The organism is Curtobacterium sp. MCBA15_008 (assembly GCF_001865065.1).
Lineage (GTDB): Bacteria > Actinomycetota > Actinomycetes > Actinomycetales > Microbacteriaceae > Curtobacterium.
Map to the genome: position 1 here is coordinate 1 of NZ_MJGN01000006.1, position 20398 is coordinate 20398.

The window sequence follows — 20398 nt, forward strand, 5'->3', positions numbered from 1 at the left end:
CGCCTCCAGTCCGTCTGCGGTGCGCCCACCGCGACTGCTTGCTCGGATCCGTGGTCGCCGCCAGTGCGCCCACCGCGACCGTGCGCTCGATACGGTGGACGCCATGGCCCCGTTCACGCCCCCAGCCGCCGACGCGATGCGCGCGAAGCTCCTGCTCGCCGCGCGGGACGAGTTCTCCGCGGTGGGGATCGGCGGCGCCCGGATCGAACGCATCACCGCGGCGTCGGCGAGCAACAAGGCGCAGGTCTTCCACTACTTCGGCAGCAAGGAGGGGCTCTTCGACGCCCTCTTCGCGCAGACGGTCGCCGACGTGTTCACCGAGGTCCCGATCGACGCGGCCGACCTGGCGGAGTACGCGGGCCGACTGCACGACCACTTCGTCGCACGACCGTGGGTGCCGCGGTTGGCGACCTGGCACCGTCTCGAGCGCGCGCAGGACGCACCGCTCGAAGCCGTCGTGCACAGCAACGGCGAGGTCATCGCGGAGGTCGAGCGGGCGCAGCGCGCCGGGGTCGCGCCACGGTCCTACCGGGCGCCCGTCCTGCTCGGACTCGTCCTGCACACGGCGGCGTTCTGGAGCGTGACGAGTCCCGAGTTCGAGACGACCGTCCCGGCCGTCACCCCGCCTCGTCGTCGGCAGATCGTGGTGGACGCGGTCACGGCGCTCGTCGGAGGCTGACCGGCTCTGGGCACGTCAGCGGCGCACGGGCAGTGGGATCTCGCGTCGCTCGTCCCACGCCTCGGTCCAGCCGAGCCGGTCGAAGACGGCGTCGAGCAGCATCGCGGTGAACCCCCAGACGGTGTGCGTCCCCGTCCCGGCGTCGACGGTGAAGGCCGGACCGCGCCACTCGTGGCCGTCGCGGCGGATCACGGTCACGCCGCGGTGGGCGGGATCGAGCAGGTCGGCGACGGGAGCACGGAAGACGGCGGCCGACTCCGCCTCGTCGACGACGCGCACCGGTGAGGACTGGCGCCACCAGCCGAGCACCGGGGTGACGAGGTGCCGCGAGAACGCGAGCGGCACCGGGTCCAGCGTGCCGAGCACGTCGACGCCGGACGGATCGAGGCCGGTCTCCTCGTGCGCTTCGCGGAGGGCCGCCGCGACGGGACCGGCGTCACCGGGGTCGATGCGGCCACCGGGGAACGCGACCTCGCCGGGGTGTGCCCGGAGGGTGGCGGCGCGGGCGAGCAGGAGGACGTCGAGGTCGCGGCCGACTCTCGGGTCCTGCGCGGTGCGGTCGCTCGGTACCCGGTCCAGCACGCCGAAGAGGATGAGGACGGCGGCCCGCCGGGACGACGCGGCCGCCGGCATCTCGGGGACCAGGGGAGCGCCGCCGGGGCTGACCAGGGCGGACAGCTGCTGACGTGCGGTGGCCACTCGATCAGCCTAGGCGCTCGGGCGGGGCGATCTCCGAGGAGCACCACGTAGCGTCCGAGGTCCAGGAACTCCGGAGTCGTTCGGCTTCCGGATCGATCACTGCAGTGGAGCAGACCATGACTGACACGCACAACACGGGTACCCCGGACGGGGCGGCACCCGAGAACGACGCCGAGGGCACGACGAAGCCGGACGGTCTCGGCGAGGACGGCACCATCCCCAACGAGCCCGACGGCATCGCGGTCGGACACCAGGGCGACGACTCCCACTTCAACCCGGAAGAGGACGACGGCACGGCCTGATCCGCACCGCTACTCGTTCGCGGCCTCCCACGCTCGTGCGATCGGGAGGTCGTGACCGAGCACCGCGACCGCGGCCCGGTGCCCCGAGTGCAGGGCCGCGGTCACCGTCGCCGGGTCGTCCGTCCAGGTGGCCTCGCCCGCCAGGTGCAGGACCCCGTCGATCGGACGGGCGAGGTCGTCGTGGTCCGCGGTGATCGAGCCCGGGAGCATGTGCGCGTAGGACCCGCGGGCGTACGGGTCGTCCTGCCACGCGGTCACGTGCACCGAGGTCGGTGATCCCACCCGATCGCCGTACAGGCAACGGAGCTGCTCGAGCACGGAGTCGGCCACCCGCTCGTCGCTCCAGCCACGGATCGCACGCGCGGCCGGACCGGCGGCGAACGTCAGCAGGGTCGGGACCCCGTCGAGCCGGGTGAGGTCGTACCAGGAGTGCCACCAGCCGCCCGCGGGTCCGAGCTGTCGGATCGCGTAGACGTCCTCGTCCCAGAAGCGGGCCGGGAAGCGCAGGACGACCTTCTCGAAGGCGTTCATCCGGAGCCGAGCGAGGGCTGCGCGGTGGCGCTCGGGCAGCGGTGGGGTGATCGTGAAGTCAGCGGACTGCAGCACACCCACGGGCACCGTGACGACGGCTGCGTCCGCGTGCACCTGCCCGTGGTCATTCGTGACGACGACCCCTTCCGCCCCGCGCTCGACCGTGTGCACGACGTGCCCGAGTCGGACCTCGAGGCCGCGGGCGAGGTGCCCGGGCAGGGCGTCGTACCCGTCGGGGAACACCACCTCGTCCCCCTCGACCACGTCGTCGTCGAGGCCGTGCGCGGCGAGCTCGGTGCTCGACACCCCGTACTGTTCCTCGCTGCGGTGCTCCAGGTGTTCGCGGACCCGCTCCGTCCGGTCGGCGTCCCAGTCCTGGTCCGCCAGGGCCCGCTCGACGACGTCCTGGTAGCTGTCCTCCGCACCCGATCGCGCGATCACCTCGGCCAGTGCTCGGTCGAGCGCGTGCACGTCCGCCGCGAACCGCTGCGCTGCCGCGTCGTCGAGCCGGGCCCCGTCCGGCCCGTGGTACGCGATCGGGCGGCTGTCGACCTGGTACCCACCGACGGTGAACTCGGTCGTCCGCAGCCCGAACGCGGCAGCCGCGTCCGCGACGGCGCTGCCGTCCACACCGTGGATCCACGAGGCGCCGAGGTCCGTCACGAGTCCGTCGCGTCGGTCCGTGTGGACACGTCCGCCGATCCGGTCGCGTGCTTCGAGGACGACCACGCGGCGGCCGGCGTCGGTCAGCAGCTTGGCGGCGGTGAGGCCGGCCACACCGGCACCGATCACGGCGACGTCGACGTGCTCCACAGTGGTGCTCCTTCGGGTCGCGGGGTGTCCCTGTGCCTGTGCCTGTTCCTGCTGCAGCTCAGACTGCACCGCCGAGCAGCACGATCGCCAGCAGGAAACCGAGCGACTGGACGACCCCGAGGCCCGCGAGGACGATCCCCGCGATGCCGGCCGTCCGCGCGAGTGGGCGTCGACCGCCCGTCTTCGCCAGGGCGATGGCGACCCACACGATCAGGGCGATGAGCACCAGCGAGAACACCGCGGACGGCCAGAGCAGCGCGAACGTCGTGGTCTGCGCGATGAAGGACCCGATCCCGAGCACCGCCGCCGCGAGTCCTGGGCCGGCGATCCGCCAGCCGCGAGGGCGGTCGAGACGCGCCTGTTCGCTGGCGAGGTGGTCCTTGCCCATCGTGGAACTCACGGTGTTGCTCCCGTCGTCGGTTCCGAGGAGGCGGAGGGTGATGCCGTGCCGGGGATGTCCGGCGGTGTGTTCGTGTGCCGCTCACCGTACTTCTCGCGGTTCAGCGCGTCGACGTCGCCCTGCACGCACGGCGTCTGCAGCTGCAGTGTCGAGCCGTGGACGCTCGACCGGAACTCGATGAAGAAGCCGTTGTCGAGCGAGGAGGCGCCGGGGTAGCGGAGCTCGACACCGGGGGCATCGCCGCCGAACTCCGACCGCACCGGATTCCACCCCTTCGCTCCCCAGCGTGCTTCCAAGGCGTCCAGCGGCGCGGCGCGGTCCTCCGGTTGCGTGCCGGGTCCGAATCGCGTGAGCACCCACTGTGCACCATCCGCACCGCACGCTCTGGCTGCGGTGTCGGACGACAGCCATTCCGTGCCGACGACCGCTTGGGAGGCCTCGATCTCCGCGTTCATGCTGTCCCAGACCGCTTTCGCGCCGGTCGACCCGGTACCTGACATCGATGACTCCTTCGGAGGTGCTGTGTTCGCGCATCCCGACAGCACGAGACATGCCGCGAGTGCCGGGATGATGATCTGTCGCGGTCGGTGGTTCGTCACGGGATCGCGCGCCCTTCTGGGGTGTACCCGAGGCTCGTCCGGGCGGTGTTGTACAGCGACGACGTCTGCGCGTCCAGGTATCCCCTGTCGGTGACCGCCACGCCGTTGATGTCGGCTTTGGTGGCCGGGGTCGCGGAGTGCCCGTCGGAGCCGCCGTAGACGTCGCCCTCGATCTCTTCGTCGTTGGACGAGAAGGTGCGAGCTCCCCAGTCGGGATCGCCCGGATTGCGGGCGTGGGTGCTCCAGAGCTGCAGCGCGAGCGAGCGATTCGACGTCAACGGGTTCCCGGTGTTGAGCGGCTGGTCGCCACCGAAGCCCGGACGCGGAACCTCGACCACGCCGCGGCCGATGTTGGCGATGAGGTCGGACTTGGCCTGCGACGCCCAGACGTGCCCGGCCGGCACCTGCACGGCGTGCACGTCGGGCACCCGGTCGTCGATCCCGGCTGAGGCGAGCAACGTGAGGTTGTCGACCGGGGTCTTCGCCGCGGCCAGTGTCGCGGTGGTCGTGCCGTAGGAGTGCGCGACGACGGACAGGTGGTCGCCCGCTGCCCAGCCGCGAGTGCCCGAGACCCCGGTCAGGAACCTGCTCAGTCTGACGGCGCCGTCCAGGGCCTTGGTGGACATAAGGACCTCAGGGCTCGGCGGCATCTGTGGGGTGTCGTAGCCCATCCACGCGATCGTAGCGACGTTGCGATCGGCTCCGAGTATCTCGGCTTGCTTGCGTTGCTCGGTGTACAGGTTCTCCGCGCCACCGGTCCACCCCCGCATGCTCTCGGCGACGGTGTTGCCCATCCCGGGCACGGTCACCGTGACGTTGCTCGCGATGTCGAGGTCACCGATCGCGACCGCCGCGAGGGGCGGGTCGCCGAGTGTCAACGAGACGATGGTGCGCGGTGCCGACGACACGCTCGCGCTCAGTGTCAGGGCGAGGGCCTGGAGAGCCTCGATGCGCTCGATCAGCGCTTCGTAGCGTTCTCGTTCGGCGGGTGTCAGCGGACCCCCTCTCGTGACGCGTCCCTGCATCTCGATTTGGTCCGCGAGCGCCTTCCGGAACTCGGTGTCGAGCGTGTGCCGGTTCGCCCGTCCTCGGTCCGCGTAGCGCACCCCGTCGAGGTTGCCGACGACCATCGAGAGCCCGGTCACGAGGGCGTCGCGTTCGGCGGAGCCCAGCCCGGACCACCACGCCTTCACGTCACCGGTGGCCGGCGGGTGGTCGAGCATCCGCTGCGCCCGGGCAGGGTGCGCGGCGGCCCACTTCCGCAGTGCGTCGGGCCCCTGCGCGGCGAGGGCGGTCAGCAGGGGGAGGGTTGCGGCGTCTCCGAAGGCGCGGGAGGCCTCGGCGAAGTCGACCATGGCGAAGGGTGGGGCGAGGGTGTTGCCGCTGAGTGGCGGGAAGAGCTGTGGCGTTCGACCGACCTGCCCTCGGATCGCCTGGTCGAGCTCGTCCTGGGCGGTGCTCCATCGCGTCCGGAGCCGAGTGGCGCGGGCGTGCAGGTCGTCGTTGTCCGCCTGGTACTCGGCGGGCACGGCGTCGTCGCTGTCCGATGCGGCGACCCTGTTGCGGAGTTCCTCGATGTCGGCCGCGAGCGAGCGACGGGTCTTCCGGATCGCGGCGACGTCGACCGCGAAGGCGTCGAGTGCGGTGGCGACGGACGAGGCGGCCTTCGCCAAGCCACCGGCGGTGTGCACCGCGCCGGTCATCGCCTGCGGCAGGGCATCGGTCGCGCCTGGTGAGGACAGCGCCGCCCCGATGCCCGACCACGAGTCCTGTGCGGCTTCGGCGTCGTGCTCCACCTGCGTCGTGGACGACTTGAGCGCGGTGGCGCTGTCGCCGACCGCACCGCTCGTCGGGGTGACGGTCGGGAGCGCACGCTCGTCGATCAGCCCCTGACTCATCGCGGCGCAGTACCGGCGGAACGGGCGCTCGCCGCGCCCGTGTCACTCGCCATGTCCGTGTCAGCGTGGGCGAACGCCGTCATCGCTCCGGTCGCGGCGGTGATCGCCCGTGCGACGGACCGGACGGCCGAGGTCGCGTCGCCCTGGCGCACGTCGAGGAACACCTGCGCTGCACCGACCGCGTCCGTGTCGGTGAGTGCGGTGACCACGTCGCGCAGTGCGGCGTCGACGTCGATCGCCGCGGTCTGCATCGACGCCCCCGCGTTCGCCGCGCCGTCGATCACCGCCTGCGCCGCAGCGATGTCGACCTGCCAACCGTCCCCCATGAGACCCCCTTCTCAGAGGGATTCTAGTACCTGATACGTCACATCTAGCACATCGGTACGGACCTGTGGAGGATCAGCGGGCGGTGAGCCTCCGGAGCGCGACGACGACCTCGTCGAGGAAGTCGTCGACCTGGCCCTGGTCGTACCCTTCGCGCCAGACCGTCGGGGTGAACCGCGCGGCGACGACGTCCTCCGGGGTGAGTGGCTCGGACGGACGCCCCTGCTCGTACCCGGCGAGCGTCGTCCGCACGCGGTCGAGGAAGTCGTCGACCTGCCCCTGGTCGTAGCCCTGCCGGAACTTCGTCGGCTGGAACCGCTTCTCCGCCACGTCTGCTGCGCGCATGTCTCCCCCTCGTGCTTGCCGTCCCCTGCTCGACATCCTGCCACGGTGTCGGCGCGGTCCGCCGATCAGCCCGTGCGCACCGACCGGTAGACGTCGACGAGCGCGTCCGTCGGCTGCTCGACCCGGGAGCGGGCGGCGAGGGCGGCCTCGGACGCTCGGGTGATCGCGCCGGGATCGGCTCGGAGCCGACGGACCTCGGCTGCGAGACCGGCGGCGTCGGGCGTCGACGCGAGGAAGCCGGCGCCGACCGGGACCACCTCGGCCAGGTCCGGGTCGCAGTGGAGCACGGGTAGGCCGGACGCGATGGCCTCGAGCATCACCATCGGCTGGTTGTCGAAGTCGAACGAGCTCGACACGAGCAGGTGCGCCGAGCGCATGGCGGCGAGGACCTCGTCGTGCGGGGTCGAGCCGTGCAGCGTGACGTCGGCGCCCCGGGCGGCGCGGGCCACGGCGGCTCGTGCGACGCCGTCGCCGTACACGTCGACGTGCACGCCGGCCGGGAAGTCGTGCGCGGCACGGACCAGCACGTCCGGACGCTTCTCGGGCGACAGCCGACCGACCCAGACGATCCGGAGGGGCTCGTCGGGGAGGAGCATGCGGGCGGGAACGGAGCCGATGGTGCCGAGCACGGACGGCTCGATGCCGTTCGTCAGCACCGTCACTGGCGTCCGCACGCCGCGGTCGACGAGCTTCGCGGCGAAGTGCGCCGACGGCACCACGACGTGGTCGCTCGCCCGCGACTGCGCGAGCATCACCCGCCACATCCGGCGGGCGGTCCGGGTCCTCGTGTACGGCGCATCGGCACCGACGCGGATGCCTGCGGCGCTGACCTGCCGCCCGTGCAGCCAAGCGAGCAGGACGGTCGTCACGGACGGGAGCGGCAGCACGTTCCGCGTGTAGACGTCGATCCGTCCGTGCATGGTGTGCACGACGGGGATGCCGAGGTCCTGCGCCGCCCGCACGGCGCCGAGCGCGGCGAACATCTCGGAGTGCGTGTGCACGACGTCGATGCGTCGATCGGTGAACTCGCGACGCAGCGTGCTCCGGAGGCGCGCCGGCGACCAGGCGAACGGGTAGCCGTCCGGGCGGAAGACGGGTGACACCGGCAGCCCGACGACGTCCGGGTCCGCGGACGCCGTGGCGAGCGGGCAGAACACGACCACGTCGTGCCCGGCCGAACGGAGACTCTCGGCGAGGGCACGGACCGCGGTCTGGACGCCCCCGAGCGTCGGCAGGTAGTAGTCGGTGACGAGAGCGATCCGCACGGAGCCGAGCCTAGGGGGAGTGGCCCCTAGGATCGGGGGAATGGGGGAGAGTGCGCTCGTCACGGGTGCCAGCGGGTTCCTCGGCGGCCACGTCGTCCGGGACCTCCGGGCGCACGGCTACGCGGTGACGGCGGCCGGCCGTCGGGCCGAGGCGCTGCCCGAGGGGCCGACCTTCGTCGGGGACCTCGACGACCTGGCGCGCGCGGACGTCCCCGCCGACGTCGTCGTGCACTGCGCTGCGTTGTCGTCGCCGTGGGGGCGCTGGTCGGAGTTCGAGCACGCCAACGTCACCGGGACCGCTCGGGTGCTGGAGTACGCGCGTCGCGTCGGCGCCCGGCGTCTCGTGCACGTCTCGTCACCGGGCATCTACGCCGCGCCGCGCGACCGTCTGGCGATCAAGGAGCCCGAGGTCGACCCGAGCCGTCCGATGAACCACTACATCCGGTCGAAGCTGCACGCCGAAGCGCTGTTGCGCGCTGCGGCTCCGGACGGTCCTGAGGTCGTCGTCCTCCGCCCGCGCGGCATCATCGGCGCCGGGGACCCCGGCCTGGTGCCCCGACTGCTCCGCGTGCACGAGCGCGTCGGCGTCCCGCTCATGCACGGCGGTCGCGGGCTCGTCGACCTGACCGCCGTCGAGAACGTCGCACTGGCCGTGCGGCTTGCGGCCGAGGTCCCCGCAGCAGCCGGCACGGCGTTCAACATCACGAACGGCGATCCGCGGCCGTTCGTCGACCTGCTCGACCAGCTGTTGACCGGCCTCGGTCTGCCGGTGCGGCACCGTCGGCTGCCGGCCGGGCTCGTGTACGGACTCGCGGGCGTCCTCGAGGCGGTGTGCGGGGTGCTCCCGGGGCGCCCCGAGCCGCCCGTCACGCGCTACACGGTGTCGACGATCACGCACTCGCAGACGCTCGACATCAGCCGTGCGCGCGAGGTGCTCGGGTACGAGCCGGTCGTCACGCTCGACGCGGCCCTGGCGAGCTACGCCGGAGGCGCTCGTGGGTAGCCTCCGGGCCGTCGCGTGCGGGTGGACGACGCACGGCGTGCACCAGCTCCTCCGCGGGGCGCCGCGGGAGCGACGCGTCTTCCCCGCCAACGCCTTCGTGTACGACCGCGAGCACGAGCACGAGCACGACCACGGACCCGTTCGCCGCGTCCTCTTCGACACCGGCTACGCCCCGTTCCCCTGGCGCACCGGCGTCGCCGGTTGGGCCTACCGACGACTGCTGCCGCCCCGCGTCCCTGCCGGCGCGGGCATCGGCGAGCAGCTCGACGTCTCCACCGTCACGCACGTCGTCCTGTCCCACCTGCACCCGGACCACATCGGCGGCCTCGCGGCGTTCCCGCACGCCACCGTCGTCGTGACGGAACCCGTGCGGCGGACGATGACGTCGTCGACGCTGCGTGACGGCGTGCTCGACGGGCTGCTGCCCGCCGGGCTGGAGCCGCGCCTCCAGGTCGTGCCGGACTCGGCCTTCCACGAGGACGCGACCGGCCTGCGCACCGCCGACCTGTTCGGCGACGGCACCTACCTGCTGGTGGACCTGCCGGGCCACGCCGCCGGCCACGTCGGTGCGCTCGTCGAGGGCCGCGCCCTGCTGGCCGGCGACGCCGCGTGGGGACGCGACCTGCTCGGCGAGGAACACCGCATCCGCGCCGTCCCGCGGGCCGTCGCCCACGACCACGTCGCGCAGGCGGACACCGCACGTCGGCTGCTCGCCGCGGAACGGACCGGGGTGCGGCTGCTGTTCAGCCACGACGCGCACCCGACCGACACCGACCTGCTCGCGGCGGACGACGCCGCGACGAGCGACGACGCGGCGGACGACGCCACGACGAGCGACGACGCAGCGGACGACGCCGCGACCGACCGAACGACCGACCGAGGGGGACCGTCATGAGGAACTGCCGGATCAGCGGCTGGGGGACCTACCTGCCCGAGACCGCAGTGACGTTCGCGTCCCGCTCGGGCACCGTCACCCGCTACCGCATCCCCGACGACGTCTCGCAGCTCGACATGCTCGCCGCAGCCGCCGACCGGGCGATCCGCAGCGCGGGCATCAGCCCCGACGACGTCGACTGCGTCATCGCCGCGTGCGCCGCGGGCGTGCAACCGATCCCGTGCACGGCTGCCCTCGTGATGGAACGGGTCGCACCCGGCGCGCGCGCCGCTGCGCTCGACGTGAACTCCACGTGCACGAGCTTCATCACCGCCGTCGACATCGCGTCCCGGTACCTCGCCGATGGGGAGTACGAACGCGTGCTGATCGTCTCCGGCGACGTCGGGTCACGGTTCCTCGACCCCGAGCAGCGGGAGTCGTACGAGCTGTTCTCGGACGCGGCGGCAGCGGTCGTCCTGACCCGCGGTGACGCCGGGCAGGGGGTGCTCGCGAGCCTGCAGCAGACGTGGCCCGAGCACGCGCACGACACCGAGCTCCGCGGTGGCCTGTCGCGCTTCCCCGCCCACGACTACGCGGACGGCGACCCGGCGGACTACCGGTTCGACATGCACGGACGGCGGGCGCTGATGGGGATGCTCCGGGTCCTCCCCGGATTCTTCGACCGGTTCTTCGCGAAGGCGGGGCTCGGTCTGGAGGACCTCGACCTCGTCGTCCCGCACCAGGCCAGCGGGGCGCTCGGCATCGCGATGCGACGGATCGGCATCCCGTCCGACGCCTACGTCGACGCGGTCGCCGAGTACGGCAACATGGTGTCGTCCTCGGTGCCGTTCACGCTGGCGCGGTGCCTGGAGGACGGTCGGCTCGCCCCGGGTGACACCGTGTTGCTGTGCGGGACGGCCGCTGGCCTCACCGCGAACGCGCTGGCGCTGCGGCTCTAGTCCTGTTGTCCGCCCGTCCGGACGCTGCGGCTCTCGACGCGCCCACCGACGGCCTGGAGGCGCGGTGCGGGCCCGCCACGCGCCGCCAGGCCGTCACCGGTCGGGGCGAAGGCGCGGTCAGCGCAGTCAGCGCGGGGTGGCGCGGTGCCGGTGCGTGGCGCGTCGGCCGAAGAGGGCGGCGATCAGGCGCGCGAAGCGCGGTTCCGGCGCGGGCTTGGTCTCGACGGACCGGGTCGGCCCGCGGAACGCCAGGTCGTGCAGCATGTTCCGCTTCGAACCGTCCCAGTTCGCGAAGAGGTACGCGCCACCGAGGAAGGACAGGCTGCGGACCGGGGTCCGCTTCCACGAGTCGGCCGCGACGTAGTAGCCGGCGTGCCCGGCGTGGATGTGCTGGATGACGGTGTCGACGTCGATGACGCTGGTGGTCGTCACGACGGCGGTGATGCCCGTTCGGTCACGGGCGACGTACTCGATGAGGTGTTCGGTCACGAGGGGCTCTTGTTCGCAGTTCGCGCCCGTCGTGCCGAAGGGGAACGCACGACGAGGCCTGGCCGGAATCGTCGTTGCTTCCGAATCGAAGAATACGCCGTGAAAACCCCGGAGGGCGAGGAGGAACCTGAACCGATGCGCATCTCGAACACCTCCGGGGGAATCCTGTTCGTCACCGCGGTCGCCCTCGGGCTGACCGGCTGCACCGGCGGCACCACGCCGTCCGATCCGACCGTCACCCGCACCGTGACGGCGTCACCGACGTCGTCGCCCACCACCGCTCCGGCGACGGACGCGGCGACCGACCCCGCCACCGTCCCCACGCCGACGCCCACCTGCGGACCGACCGACGGCACCGCGGTGGCGTCACGGGCGATCGCGGACCTTCCGCTGCCCTCGGGGCTGCAGGACTCGCGGTGGGACCCGGCGACGGCGGACCTCGCCGGCTACGACCCCTGCGCGGCGCTGTCCTGGGCGACCGTCACGCTCGAGCGCGCCACCGGGAGCTCACCGGTGGCGATCCTGCTCTTCCACCAGGGGCGCTACCTCGGCACGGCGACGAAGGAGCAGTACGCCTTCACGCCCGACGTGTCCCGCACCGACCCGTCGACCATCGCGGTGACCTACCACTACGCGAAGCCGGACGAGCCGCTGGCGGAGGCGAGCGGCCGCGCCGAGGCCACCTTCACGTGGAGCGACTCGGCCGGTCGCGTGCAGATGCAGGGGGACACGCCCCCGGCGGGCTGACGGCGGTGCCTAGGCTGATGCGATGACCCTCGAGCGCGACGGAGAGCACCGACTTCCGCGTGCCGTTCGGGAGGCCGTGCGCATCCTCCGGGAGCGCGCACGGACACACGTGTCGATCAGCGACGTCGCCACCGCCGTCGGGCTCTCGCCCCGGAGCCTGCAGAAGGCGTTCCGGTCCGAGCTCGGGCAGACCCCGGGCGAGTACCTGCGGTCGATCCGGCTCGACGGGGTCCGGCGCGAGCTGCAGGCCATGGCCGCCGCTCCCGACCGGGAACGGATCGCCGACATCGCCCGAAGGTGGCAGTTCAGCAACGCCGGGAGGATGGCCGCGGCCTACCGTGCCGCCTACGGGGTCCCGCCCTCGGACGCGCTGCGGTTCTTCGAGCCCGACGAGCCGGGCGTGGACACTGTGCCGCGTCGACGGTTCCGCCTCGTGCTGGACTGCGAGGTCGACGTGGACGACCTGGCCGCTGCGCTCGACAGTGCGCACCAGCGTGCTGACGGGGCATCCTGGCAGGGCTACCGACCGAACGGCGGACCGGAGGGCATCGTGGCGTACGTGTTCGGCAACGCCGTGCGGGACGCGGCCGCGCAGACGGACGGGATCCGGTTGGTCGCCGTCGACCCGATGGTCCGCGTGCCGGACGCGATCGGGGAGTACGCGGCAGCGGAGTTGCCGGCCTGGCGGCCGAGCCCGTCGGCGGTTCCGCGCCAGCCGCGCGGACAGCACGAGGGGCCGCGTTCGGAGGGCCCCTCCGGAGTAGGATCGGAAGCCAGCAGGGAAGGCGCGCATGAATGACGCATTCGAGCGTGCCTACCGGGCGCTCGCCTCGGCCGACGTCCCGGACCGGGAGCTCAGCCGCCCGTTCGCCGACGCGCTCCCGATCGGCGGCGTCTCGGTCTCAGCCTTCGGTGGTCTGGTCGCCAGCGAGACCATCTCGGCGTCCGACGACGTTGCATTCCGCATCGACGAGATCCAGTTCGACCTGACCGAGGGGCCGTGCTGGACGGCGCTCCGGAACGAGGCCCCGGTGCTTGAGGAGGACGTCGTCGGCCGACCGAACCAGTCCTGGCCGGCGTTCAACGACGCGGTACGGGAAGAACCCGTCCGAGCCGTCTTCGCGTTCCCGATCGTCTTCGGCCCCTTCCCGCTCGGCGCGGTCGACGTCTACGCCCCGCGCCCCACCTCCCTCGCGCCCGAACAGGTGCAGCACGGTGCCTCGCTCGCCACGGCGGTCGGCCGCCGCGTCCTCCGCCGGGCGCTCCGTGCCATCGACGACGAGGTGCCCGAGGACCGCAGCCCGTTCTCACGTCGCGTGGTGCACCAGGCGACCGGTGTCGTGCTCGCGCAGCTCGACATCAGCCCGGACGACGCCTACCTGCTCATCCAGGGCCATGCCTTCGCACGGCGGACGTCGATGCGGCAGGTGGCCGAGGAAGTCCTCGACGGCACGGTCCGGTTCGAGCAGCACGGCGGTCTGATCGAGGAGGCACGATGACGACGGACGAACGCGAGATGAAGATCGTGGAGGCGTTCGCGACCCTCGCCGACACCCTGGTCGACGGGTACGACGTGGTCGAGCTCCTGCAGACGCTCGTCGAGACCTGCACCGAGGTCCTGTCGGTCGACGCCGCCGGCATCATGCTCGCCAACGACGACCAGGAGCTCGAGGTCGTCGCGTCGACGTCCGAGGCGAGCCGGCTCATCGAGGTGCTCCAGCTCGACGCCGAAGCCGGGCCCTGCATGACGTCGTTCGCCACCGGACGATCGGTCGCCTGTCCGGACATCGCGGACGCCCCGCCGGAGTGGGACGCCTTCCGCACGGGGGCCCTCGGCCTCGGCATCCGCTCGGTGCACGCGGTGCCGCTCCGGCTGCGCACGACGGTGATCGGCACGCTCAACCTGTTTGGGACCGTCGCAGGCAGCCTCGCCGACACGCACCTCCGGATCGCCCGGGCGCTCGCCGACGTCGCGACGATCGGCATCCTGCACGAGCGCACCCTGCGCGAGCAGGAGATCGTCCGCTCGCAGCTGCAGCGCACGATCGGCTCGCGCGAGGTCATCGAGCAGGCGAAGGGGGTCGTGTCGCACCTGCGGGGCGTCTCCATCGAGGACGCCTTCGGCGTGATCCGCACCCACGCCGTGGACCACCACGAGCCGTTGTCCGAGGTCGCACGCGCGATCGTGGAACGCCGTCTGGTGCTCTGAGCGGTGCCCCTGTCCCGACCGGCGATCGCCGCCGCCCTGCCCGGCATCGCGCTGGCGGTCGCCATCGGTCTCGTCGCCACGGTGGTCGGCCGCGTCGTCCCCGTCGTCGGCGGTCCGGTGCCCGCGGTGGTCCTCGGTGCCGTGGTCGGTTGGCTGGTGCGACGACGGAGCGCCCGGGCGGGCGGCGTGCAGGGCGAGCTCGGTCCGTTGCAGCCCGGCGTGAAGTTCTCGTCGAGTCGCGTCCTGCAGTTCGCCGTCGTCCTGCTCGGCGCCCAGCTCTCCATCGCCGAGGTCCTCCGCATCGGCGGCGAGACCCTGCCCGTCATGCTGTCCACGCTCGTCGTCTGCCTCGTCGCGGCGTGGGGGATCGGCCGGCTGCTCAGGGTGTCCGGCGCGCTCCGCACGCTCATCGGGGTCGGGACCGGCATCTGCGGGGCCTCGGCGATCGCGGCGGTCACCCCCGTGATCGGTGCGGTGAGTGCCGACGTCGCCTACGCGATGTCGACGATCTTCCTCTGCAACATCGCCGCGGTCTTCGTCTTCCCGATCGTCGGGCACGCGCTCGGCCTGAGCCAGCACGCGTTCGGCGTCTTCGCCGGGACCGCCGTGAACGACACGTCGTCCGTGGTCGCGACCGCGACCGTCTACGGTCGCCAGGCGACCGACACCGCGGTCGTCGTGAAGCTGGTCCGGACGCTCATGATCATCCCGATCGTGGTCGGGTTGGCCGGCCTGGAGGCGCGACGCACCGCCCGCACGCAGCTCGCCCCCGACAGCGGCCCGCGTCCAGGGCTCCGCGTGTTCCGGCTGGTGCCGTGGTTCCTCATCGGGTTCCTCGTGGTGGTGCTGCTCCGCACCGTCGGGGCCCTGCCGGCCGCGGCGGCCCCGGGGTTCTCGACGGCGGCGACGTTCCTCATCACGGTGGCACTCGCCGCGATCGGGGTCTCGACGGACTTCGGCGCGCTGCGGCGGGCCGGGTTCCGGCCGATGCTGCTCGGCATCGCGCTGTGGGTCCTGGTGGCGGGCACGAGCCTCGGCGCCCAGGCGGTGTGCGGGCTGCTCTGAGTCCGACCCGGTGCTAGGCCTTGTGGCACGGATGCATATCGTTTATCGTTGCCATTGACATTCGATGGTATCGATGAACGACAGGGGATGAACCGATGAGCACGCCCGTCTACGACCCGCCCCGCGGGAAGAACTCCTACCTCGCGTACGTCACCGCGTGCGGCATCGGCATCGTGTTCGTGGTGTGGCGGTACGTCGCCGACCTCATGTCCTCGGTCAGCCGGGGAGTGGTGACGGTCCCGATCCGAACGTCCACGACCACCGACGTGCTCCAGCCGCCCGGCGGGGCAACCGTCCGGTCCGACCAGTTCGCCCTGCAGGTCCGGACGGCGGACTTCCCCGGCGCGGCCCTCGGCTACATCCGCGTCGGTGACGCGATCGAGGTCGTCGCCGTCACCGCCCTGATCGCCCTCGTCGGCGCGGTCGCGTGGCGGATCAGCCGCGGTGGACTCTTCGACCGGGCGACGCCGAGGATCCTCGACTGGATCGTCGCGCTGACGCTCACCGCCGGGATCCTCCCCGACTTCGTCCGGCGGATGGGCTGGAACTGGGTCGTGTCGGCGCTCGGCTGGGACGGGCACCTGCCGGTGCCGCTCATCGAGCCGCAGTACGTGCCCGTCTACCTCGGCGTGCTCGTCGTCACCTGCTTCCGGTTCGCGCTCAGCGCGTCGCAGCGGATGGTCCGCGACCAGGCCGGGCTGGTCTGATGCCGCCGGAGGACGACGGCCACGCGGTCGTGTGCCACCTCGACGACCTGCTCGCCGCACGGGGGATGACCCTGACCGAGCTCGCGGACCGGGTCGGGGTGACGGTCGTGAACCTCTCCGTGCTGAAGAACAACCGCGCGCGGGCGATCCGCTTCTCCACCCTCACCCGGTTGTGCGAGGTGCTGGACTGCCAGCCCGGCGACGTCTTCTCCGTGCGGACGCCGTGACGGACCGCCAGGCCCGGATCACGTGAGCAGACCTGCTCACGTGATCCGGGCCTCCCGTCCTGATCGCGGTGTCAGCCGCGCAGCGCCTCCGTCAGCTTCACCCGGCTGCCGGTGCGCAGGAGCGCGTTCTCGTAGATCCGCGCGCCGACCACCACCACGAGCACGACCGAGACGGCGACGATGACCAGGGACAGGATCGGCTCCCACCACTCCGCGGTTCCGAGGAAGATCCGCATCGGCATGCCGATCGGCGCACTGAACGGCACGTACGACATCACACCGAGGATCGTCGGGTTGTTGTACGCGACGATGATGAGGATGTACGGGATCATCACGAGCATCATCACCGGGGTGGTCACGCTGCCGACGTCCTCCTGGCGCGACACCAGCACGGCGGCCGCGGCGAACAGCGAGGCGATGAGCACGAACCCGATCGCGAAGAAGCCGACGAACCAGAGCATGCTCGGGCCGAGCACCGTGAACATGTTGTCCTGCCCGGTCACCGCCAACGTCACCGCTGCCGCGATCGCCACCGCGACGATCTGGGCGAACGCCATCACGCTGTTGCCGAGGACCTTGCCGGCCAGGAGCGCTCGTGCCGGGATCGCCGCCATCAGGATCTCCACGACGCGGGTGGACTTCTCCTCCACGACGCTCTGCGCGATGGACTGGCCGAACGTCACCGCGGACGCGAAGTAGACCACGCCGAACGCCAGCGCCACGATGTAGATGAGTCCGCCGGGGATCGCGTTCGGGTCGAGCAGTTCGATCCGGGGGGTGACGCTGAGCGCCTGCACCACGTCGGCCGGGGCGTCGTCGAGCCCGACGACCTTGTACCCGAGCGGATCGTCGGAGGGCAGGACGGCTGCGTCGACGTCGCCGCGCTCGACGAGTCGCTCCGCGGCGGCGGCGGTCGGTGCCGCGGTCACGTCAAGGCCCTTGCTCGTCGGCAGGTCGACGCCGTCGACGACGGCGACCGGGGTGGTGTCGCCGGCGGTCGCCTTGCTGACGATGCCGCCGACGACGATCGAGGCGACGACCATCAGGACCAGGATGAGGGCGGACACGATGAAGGCCTTGCTGCGGACGCGGGCCTGGATCTCGCGGGCGGACACGAGCCGCACCGCCTGCACGAACGACGCGTTCATCGGACGACCTCCCGGAAGACCTCGCTGAGCCGCGGGACCCGCGGTGTGAACGACCCGACCGTGCCGTGCTGGACGGCACGCTGCAGGACCCGCTGGGCCGTGGTGTCGTCGGCCTCGAACAGGGCGTAGCCGCCGTCGAACTCGCGGACGGTGACGCCCGGTTCGTCCCGGAGCCAGGCGACGTCGCCGTCGACGAGGAGCTCCCACGCCGCGGGACCGGCCTGCTTCCGCAGCTCGTCCTGCGGGCCAGCCGCCCGGATGGTGCCGTCGGCGATCACCACGACGTCGTCGCAGAGCCGCTCGACGACGTCCAACTGGTGGCTCGAGAAGAGCACGGGGGCGCCGCCGGCCGCGGCCTCGCGGAGGACGCTCAGCACGACGTCGACGGCCATCGGGTCGAGTCCGGAGAACGGCTCGTCGAGCACGAGGACCTCGGGGTCGTGCGCGAGCGCCGCGGCGACCTGCACGCGCTGCTGGTTCCCGAGGGAGAGCTTCTCGACGGCGTCGTCGGCGTGCGGCGCGAGGCCGAGCCGGTCGAGCAGGTCGGTGGTGCGGCTCGTGGCCGCGCGCTTGTCCACGCCGTGCAGCCGGGCGAAGTACGTGATCTGCTCGGCGACGGGCATCTTCGGGTACAGCCCGCGCTCCTCGGGCATGTAGCCGAAGCGGCGCCGGTCGGCCGGACCGATCCGGGTGCCGTCGATCGACACCGTGCCGGAGTCGGCCTGCAGCACGCCGAGCAGGATCCGCATCGTCGTGGTCTTACCGGCGCCGTTGCCGCCGACGAAGCCCGTGAGCCGGCCTCGACCGACCGTGAACGTGACGTCGTCGAGCACGCGGCGGTTCCCGTACTGCTTCGTCACCCCTTCGATGGTGAGCATGTCGTTCCCTTCCCCGGCGGGTGGTCCGCCTGCCGTCGACGCTACGGGGAGGGCTGGGGCGGGCGCCTCCTGCTGGGGGCGGGGATTGTCGCTCCGCCGTGCGGCGGAGGGCGTTGGCGTGGCCGGCGTGGCCGGCGTTGCACCCCCGCACGGACGTCGCACCCCGGGGTGGCGGGGCGCGATGTTCGCGCGGGGGTGCGATAGCGGAGCGCGGCGCCGGACGCACAGCCCCCGCGCAGGTCAGCCGGCGACGCCGTGCTCGAACGCCCAGACGACGGCCTGGATGCGGTCGCGCAACCCGAGCTTCTGCAGGGTGTTCGAGACGTGGGTCTTCACCGTGGCCTCCCCGACGTAGAGCTCGCGCGCGATCTCGGCGTTGCTGAGCCCCCGCGCGAGCAGCCGGAGCACCTCCGACTCGCGCTCGGTGAGCCCGGCGGCGACGAGCGCAGCGGCCCCGTCCGCGGCAGCGGTGTCGGCCACCGGAGGGGTGATCACCGTCGCGGTCGCGCGGCTGATCACCCGCCGCGTGACGTCCGGCGCCAGCAGGGCATCCCCCGCGGCGACGGTCCGGACCGCGTCGATCAGCCGTTCGGGGGAGGCGTTCTTCAGCAGGAACCCGCTCGCCCCCGCCTCGAGCGCCTGGAACAGGGCATCGTCGTGGTCGAACGTCGTCAGGATGAGCACTGCCGGCGGGTCCGGCAGCGCCGTGATGCGCCGGGCCGCCTCGAGGCCGTCCACGTTCGGCATCTGCACGTCGAGGCACACCACGTCGGGCCGCTGCGCCAGGACGGTGTCGACCGCTTCGGCGCCGTCGCGGGCCTCGCCGACGACGCGGAAGCCGGGCTCCGACTCGAGGATCACCCGGAAGCCGGCGCGGACGAGGTCCTGGTCGTCCGCCAGCACGATGGTCAGGTCGTCGGTAGCCATGCCCGCACCAGGTAGCCTCCCCGGGCGCGCGGCCCGATCTCGATCCGTCCGCCCACCGCGGCGACGCGTTCGCGCATGCCCACGTGCCCGAGCCCGCTGCCCGTCGTGTTGCGCGCGGCCCGCTCACCGTGGCCGTCGTCGGTGACCTCGACCTCGACACCGTCGTCGAGGTAGCGGACACGCACGTCGGCACGGGCGTCCGGACCGGCGTGCTTGAGCACGTTCGTCACGGCTTCCTGCGCGATCCGGAACGCGACCGCCGACACCGTCGGGGGGACGTCGCGGGTGTCGCCGACGACGACGTACTCGGTCGGGTGGCCCGCGGTCCGCGCGGAGTCGGCGAGCTCGCCGATCCGACCGAGTCCCTCGGTGCTCGGAGCGCCGTGGTCGCCGAGCGCGTCGTCGGACGACCGGAGCGTGCCGAGCATCCGACGGAGCTCCTCGACGGCGGTGCGGGCGCTCTCCTCGACGACGCCGAGCGAGGCGGTCGCCTGCGCCGGGTCGCGGTCGATCACGCGGCGCGCGGCACCGGCCTGCACGCCCATCAGGGACACGTGGTGGGCGACCACGTCGTGCAGCTCACGGGCGATCCGGACGCGTTCGATCGTCACCGCCTGGGCGGCACTCCGCTCGCGCTCGGCGGCGAGCTCGGCGGTGCGTTCGTCGAGCTGGTGCTTCGCGACCGCGGACGCCCACGCTCGGTTGCCCGCGTACCAGGCAGCACCGAAGTAGACGACGTTGATGACGATGTCGATCAGCGAGTACGCGATGGCGGGCGGGATGAGCGAGTCGCCGTCGTTCGGCAGCGCGTTCGGGATCGCCCACCCGAACGAGATCGCGATGAACAGCCACGCGAACATCCCGCCGATGACGACCCAGCGGACGGCCTCGGCCCGGACTCGGTCGGCGCACCACGCCCCGACCGAGTACAGCGCGATGAAGAGGGTGAAGTTGACGACGAAGAGCTCGGGCACCCGCAGGAGCTGCGACGATGCGAATGCCAGCGCGGAGACGATCGCGGCCGACATCGGGAAGCGACGACGGTACGCGATCGGGACGGCGTTCGCGACGATCACGAGCGCGGACACCCACCATGCCGCTTGGTCCTCGCCGTAGACCCCGGCGGAGCCGTACAGCACCGTGGTGATCGTCAGCGCGCCACCGAGCACCAGGGCGAGGACCGCGTCCTGCCGGAGCTCGTGCCGCCCCACCGGCAGCCGTGACCACTCCGCTGTCGTCCCCATGCCGACAACGCTAGCGGGTGCGCGCCCCGGCCTGGAGGCGCGGATCGCGTGACCGACGTCGGTCAC

General features: G+C 72.3%; 24 protein-coding genes and 2 pseudogenes. 12 read left to right on the forward strand and 14 right to left on the reverse strand.

Annotation, left to right across the window (positions count from 1 at the left end):
- Nucleotides 1-103 precede the first annotated feature (103 nt).
- On the forward strand, nucleotides 104-679 hold the full coding sequence (locus BIU96_RS02745) for a TetR/AcrR family transcriptional regulator (protein ID WP_071291087.1): 576 nt from the start codon (nucleotides 104-106) through the stop codon (nucleotides 677-679).
- A 15-nt stretch (nucleotides 680-694) separates the two neighbouring features.
- On the opposite strand, the gene BIU96_RS02750 is transcribed toward BIU96_RS02745, so the two are convergent.
- Nucleotides 695-1312 (reverse strand): CoA pyrophosphatase, encoded by a 618-nt coding sequence (locus BIU96_RS02750; protein WP_083402611.1) that lies wholly within the window; start codon nucleotides 1310-1312, stop codon nucleotides 695-697.
- A gap of 182 nt (nucleotides 1313-1494) precedes the next feature.
- On the opposite strand from BIU96_RS02750, the gene BIU96_RS02755 reads away from it, so the two are divergent.
- Nucleotides 1495-1680 carry a hypothetical protein gene (locus BIU96_RS02755; RefSeq protein ID WP_071291176.1) on the forward strand — a complete coding sequence of 62 codons (186 nt, stop codon included), beginning with the start codon at nucleotides 1495-1497 and terminating at the stop codon, nucleotides 1678-1680.
- Between the two features lie 9 nt (nucleotides 1681-1689).
- On the opposite strand, the gene BIU96_RS02760 is transcribed toward BIU96_RS02755, so the two are convergent.
- The 8 genes and pseudogenes from BIU96_RS02760 to BIU96_RS02790 form a co-directional block, all read right to left on the reverse strand.
- Nucleotides 1690-3024 (reverse strand): NAD(P)/FAD-dependent oxidoreductase, encoded by a 1335-nt coding sequence (locus tag BIU96_RS02760; RefSeq protein WP_071291089.1) that lies wholly within the window; start codon nucleotides 3022-3024, stop codon nucleotides 1690-1692.
- A 58-nt stretch (nucleotides 3025-3082) separates the two neighbouring features.
- Nucleotides 3083-3424 (reverse strand): hypothetical protein, encoded by a 342-nt coding sequence (locus BIU96_RS02765; RefSeq protein WP_139199726.1) that lies wholly within the window; start codon nucleotides 3422-3424, stop codon nucleotides 3083-3085.
- Nucleotides 3421-3684, reverse strand: coding sequence for a hypothetical protein (locus BIU96_RS19295; protein ID WP_139199728.1), 264 nt, complete (start codon nucleotides 3682-3684; stop codon nucleotides 3421-3423). The genes BIU96_RS02765 and BIU96_RS19295 overlap by 4 nt, the downstream gene beginning before the upstream one ends.
- A 335-nt stretch (nucleotides 3685-4019) precedes the next feature.
- Nucleotides 4020-5921: an alpha/beta hydrolase gene (locus tag BIU96_RS02775; RefSeq protein WP_071291092.1), complete on the reverse strand. Its 1902-nt coding sequence runs from the start codon at nucleotides 5919-5921 to the stop codon at nucleotides 4020-4022.
- Nucleotides 5918-6247 carry a hypothetical protein gene (locus tag BIU96_RS02780; protein WP_071291093.1) on the reverse strand — a complete coding sequence of 110 codons (330 nt, stop codon included), beginning with the start codon at nucleotides 6245-6247 and terminating at the stop codon, nucleotides 5918-5920. The genes BIU96_RS02775 and BIU96_RS02780 overlap by 4 nt, the downstream gene beginning before the upstream one ends.
- 85 nt (nucleotides 6248-6332) lie before the next feature.
- Nucleotides 6333-6497: pseudogene (locus tag BIU96_RS20190) on the reverse strand (DivIVA domain-containing protein); the annotation flags it as partial.
- Nucleotides 6495-6590, reverse strand: a pseudogene (locus BIU96_RS20195) (DivIVA domain-containing protein); the annotation flags it as partial. The pseudogenes BIU96_RS20195 and BIU96_RS20190, both read right to left, overlap by 3 nt.
- Before the next feature lie 65 nt (nucleotides 6591-6655).
- Entirely contained in the window at nucleotides 6656-7855 is a 1200-nt protein-coding gene (locus BIU96_RS02790) for a glycosyltransferase (RefSeq protein WP_071291095.1), read from the reverse strand.
- Between the two features lie 40 nt (nucleotides 7856-7895).
- Between BIU96_RS02790 and BIU96_RS02795 the strand changes: the two genes are divergently transcribed.
- From BIU96_RS02795 to BIU96_RS02805, 3 genes are read left to right on the forward strand one after another with little or no spacing between them, the layout of a single operon-like run.
- Nucleotides 7896-8858 carry an NAD(P)-dependent oxidoreductase gene (locus BIU96_RS02795; RefSeq protein WP_071291096.1) on the forward strand — a complete coding sequence of 321 codons (963 nt, stop codon included), beginning with the start codon at nucleotides 7896-7898 and terminating at the stop codon, nucleotides 8856-8858.
- 37 nt (nucleotides 8859-8895) lie between these two features.
- A complete protein-coding gene (locus BIU96_RS02800; RefSeq protein WP_175477439.1) occupies nucleotides 8896-9753 on the forward strand; it encodes an MBL fold metallo-hydrolase in 858 nt (285 codons plus the stop codon).
- Nucleotides 9750-10691, forward strand: coding sequence for a 3-oxoacyl-ACP synthase III family protein (locus BIU96_RS02805; protein ID WP_071291098.1), 942 nt, complete (start codon nucleotides 9750-9752; stop codon nucleotides 10689-10691). The genes BIU96_RS02800 and BIU96_RS02805 overlap by 4 nt, the downstream gene beginning before the upstream one ends.
- 126 nt (nucleotides 10692-10817) lie before the next feature.
- Here BIU96_RS02805 and BIU96_RS02810 read toward each other — a convergent pair whose 3' ends face one another.
- A complete protein-coding gene (locus BIU96_RS02810) occupies nucleotides 10818-11180 on the reverse strand; it encodes a hypothetical protein (protein ID WP_071291099.1) in 363 nt (120 codons plus the stop codon).
- A gap of 135 nt (nucleotides 11181-11315) precedes the next feature.
- Between BIU96_RS02810 and BIU96_RS02815 the strand changes: the two genes are divergently transcribed.
- The 7 genes from BIU96_RS02815 (at nucleotide 11316) to BIU96_RS02845 (ending at nucleotide 16135) form a co-directional block, all read left to right on the forward strand.
- Complete coding sequence (locus BIU96_RS02815) at nucleotides 11316-11927, forward strand: LppP/LprE family lipoprotein (protein WP_071291100.1); 612 nt, start codon at nucleotides 11316-11318, stop codon at nucleotides 11925-11927.
- 22 nt (nucleotides 11928-11949) lie between these two features.
- A complete protein-coding gene (locus BIU96_RS02820) occupies nucleotides 11950-12726 on the forward strand; it encodes a helix-turn-helix transcriptional regulator (protein ID WP_083402604.1) in 777 nt (258 codons plus the stop codon).
- Nucleotides 12719-13426 (forward strand): GAF and ANTAR domain-containing protein, encoded by a 708-nt coding sequence (locus BIU96_RS02825; protein ID WP_071291102.1) that lies wholly within the window; start codon nucleotides 12719-12721, stop codon nucleotides 13424-13426. Before BIU96_RS02820 ends, BIU96_RS02825 begins: the two co-directional genes overlap by 8 nt.
- Nucleotides 13423-14136: a GAF and ANTAR domain-containing protein gene (locus BIU96_RS02830; RefSeq protein ID WP_071291103.1), complete on the forward strand. Its 714-nt coding sequence runs from the start codon at nucleotides 13423-13425 to the stop codon at nucleotides 14134-14136. The genes BIU96_RS02825 and BIU96_RS02830 overlap by 4 nt, the downstream gene beginning before the upstream one ends.
- Nucleotides 14137-14139: 3 nt before the next feature.
- Nucleotides 14140-15201 carry a YeiH family protein gene (locus BIU96_RS02835; RefSeq protein ID WP_175477440.1) on the forward strand — a complete coding sequence of 354 codons (1062 nt, stop codon included), beginning with the start codon at nucleotides 14140-14142 and terminating at the stop codon, nucleotides 15199-15201.
- 95 nt (nucleotides 15202-15296) lie between these two features.
- Complete coding sequence (locus BIU96_RS02840; RefSeq protein WP_071291104.1) at nucleotides 15297-15908, forward strand: hypothetical protein; 612 nt, start codon at nucleotides 15297-15299, stop codon at nucleotides 15906-15908.
- Nucleotides 15908-16135: a helix-turn-helix transcriptional regulator gene (locus BIU96_RS02845; RefSeq protein WP_071291105.1), complete on the forward strand. Its 228-nt coding sequence runs from the start codon at nucleotides 15908-15910 to the stop codon at nucleotides 16133-16135. Before BIU96_RS02840 ends, BIU96_RS02845 begins: the two co-directional genes overlap by 1 nt.
- Before the next feature lie 71 nt (nucleotides 16136-16206).
- Here BIU96_RS02845 and BIU96_RS02850 read toward each other — a convergent pair whose 3' ends face one another.
- The 4 genes from BIU96_RS02850 to BIU96_RS02865 all read right to left on the reverse strand — a co-directional run bounded on the left by BIU96_RS02850 (nucleotide 16207) and on the right by BIU96_RS02865 (nucleotide 20332).
- Complete coding sequence (locus tag BIU96_RS02850) at nucleotides 16207-17283, reverse strand: ABC transporter permease (RefSeq protein WP_071291106.1); 1077 nt, start codon at nucleotides 17281-17283, stop codon at nucleotides 16207-16209.
- A complete protein-coding gene (locus tag BIU96_RS02855) occupies nucleotides 17280-18161 on the reverse strand; it encodes an ABC transporter ATP-binding protein (RefSeq protein WP_071291107.1) in 882 nt (293 codons plus the stop codon). Before BIU96_RS02855 ends, BIU96_RS02850 begins: the two co-directional genes overlap by 4 nt.
- Nucleotides 18162-18401: 240 nt before the next feature.
- Nucleotides 18402-19088, reverse strand: coding sequence for a response regulator transcription factor (locus BIU96_RS02860; RefSeq protein WP_071291108.1), 687 nt, complete (start codon nucleotides 19086-19088; stop codon nucleotides 18402-18404).
- The gene (locus BIU96_RS02865) at nucleotides 19070-20332 is read right to left on the reverse strand and encodes a sensor histidine kinase (RefSeq protein ID WP_071291109.1); all 1263 of its coding nucleotides are present in this window, start codon (nucleotides 20330-20332) and stop codon (nucleotides 19070-19072) included. Before BIU96_RS02865 ends, BIU96_RS02860 begins: the two co-directional genes overlap by 19 nt.
- Nucleotides 20333-20398: the final 66 nt, after the last annotated feature.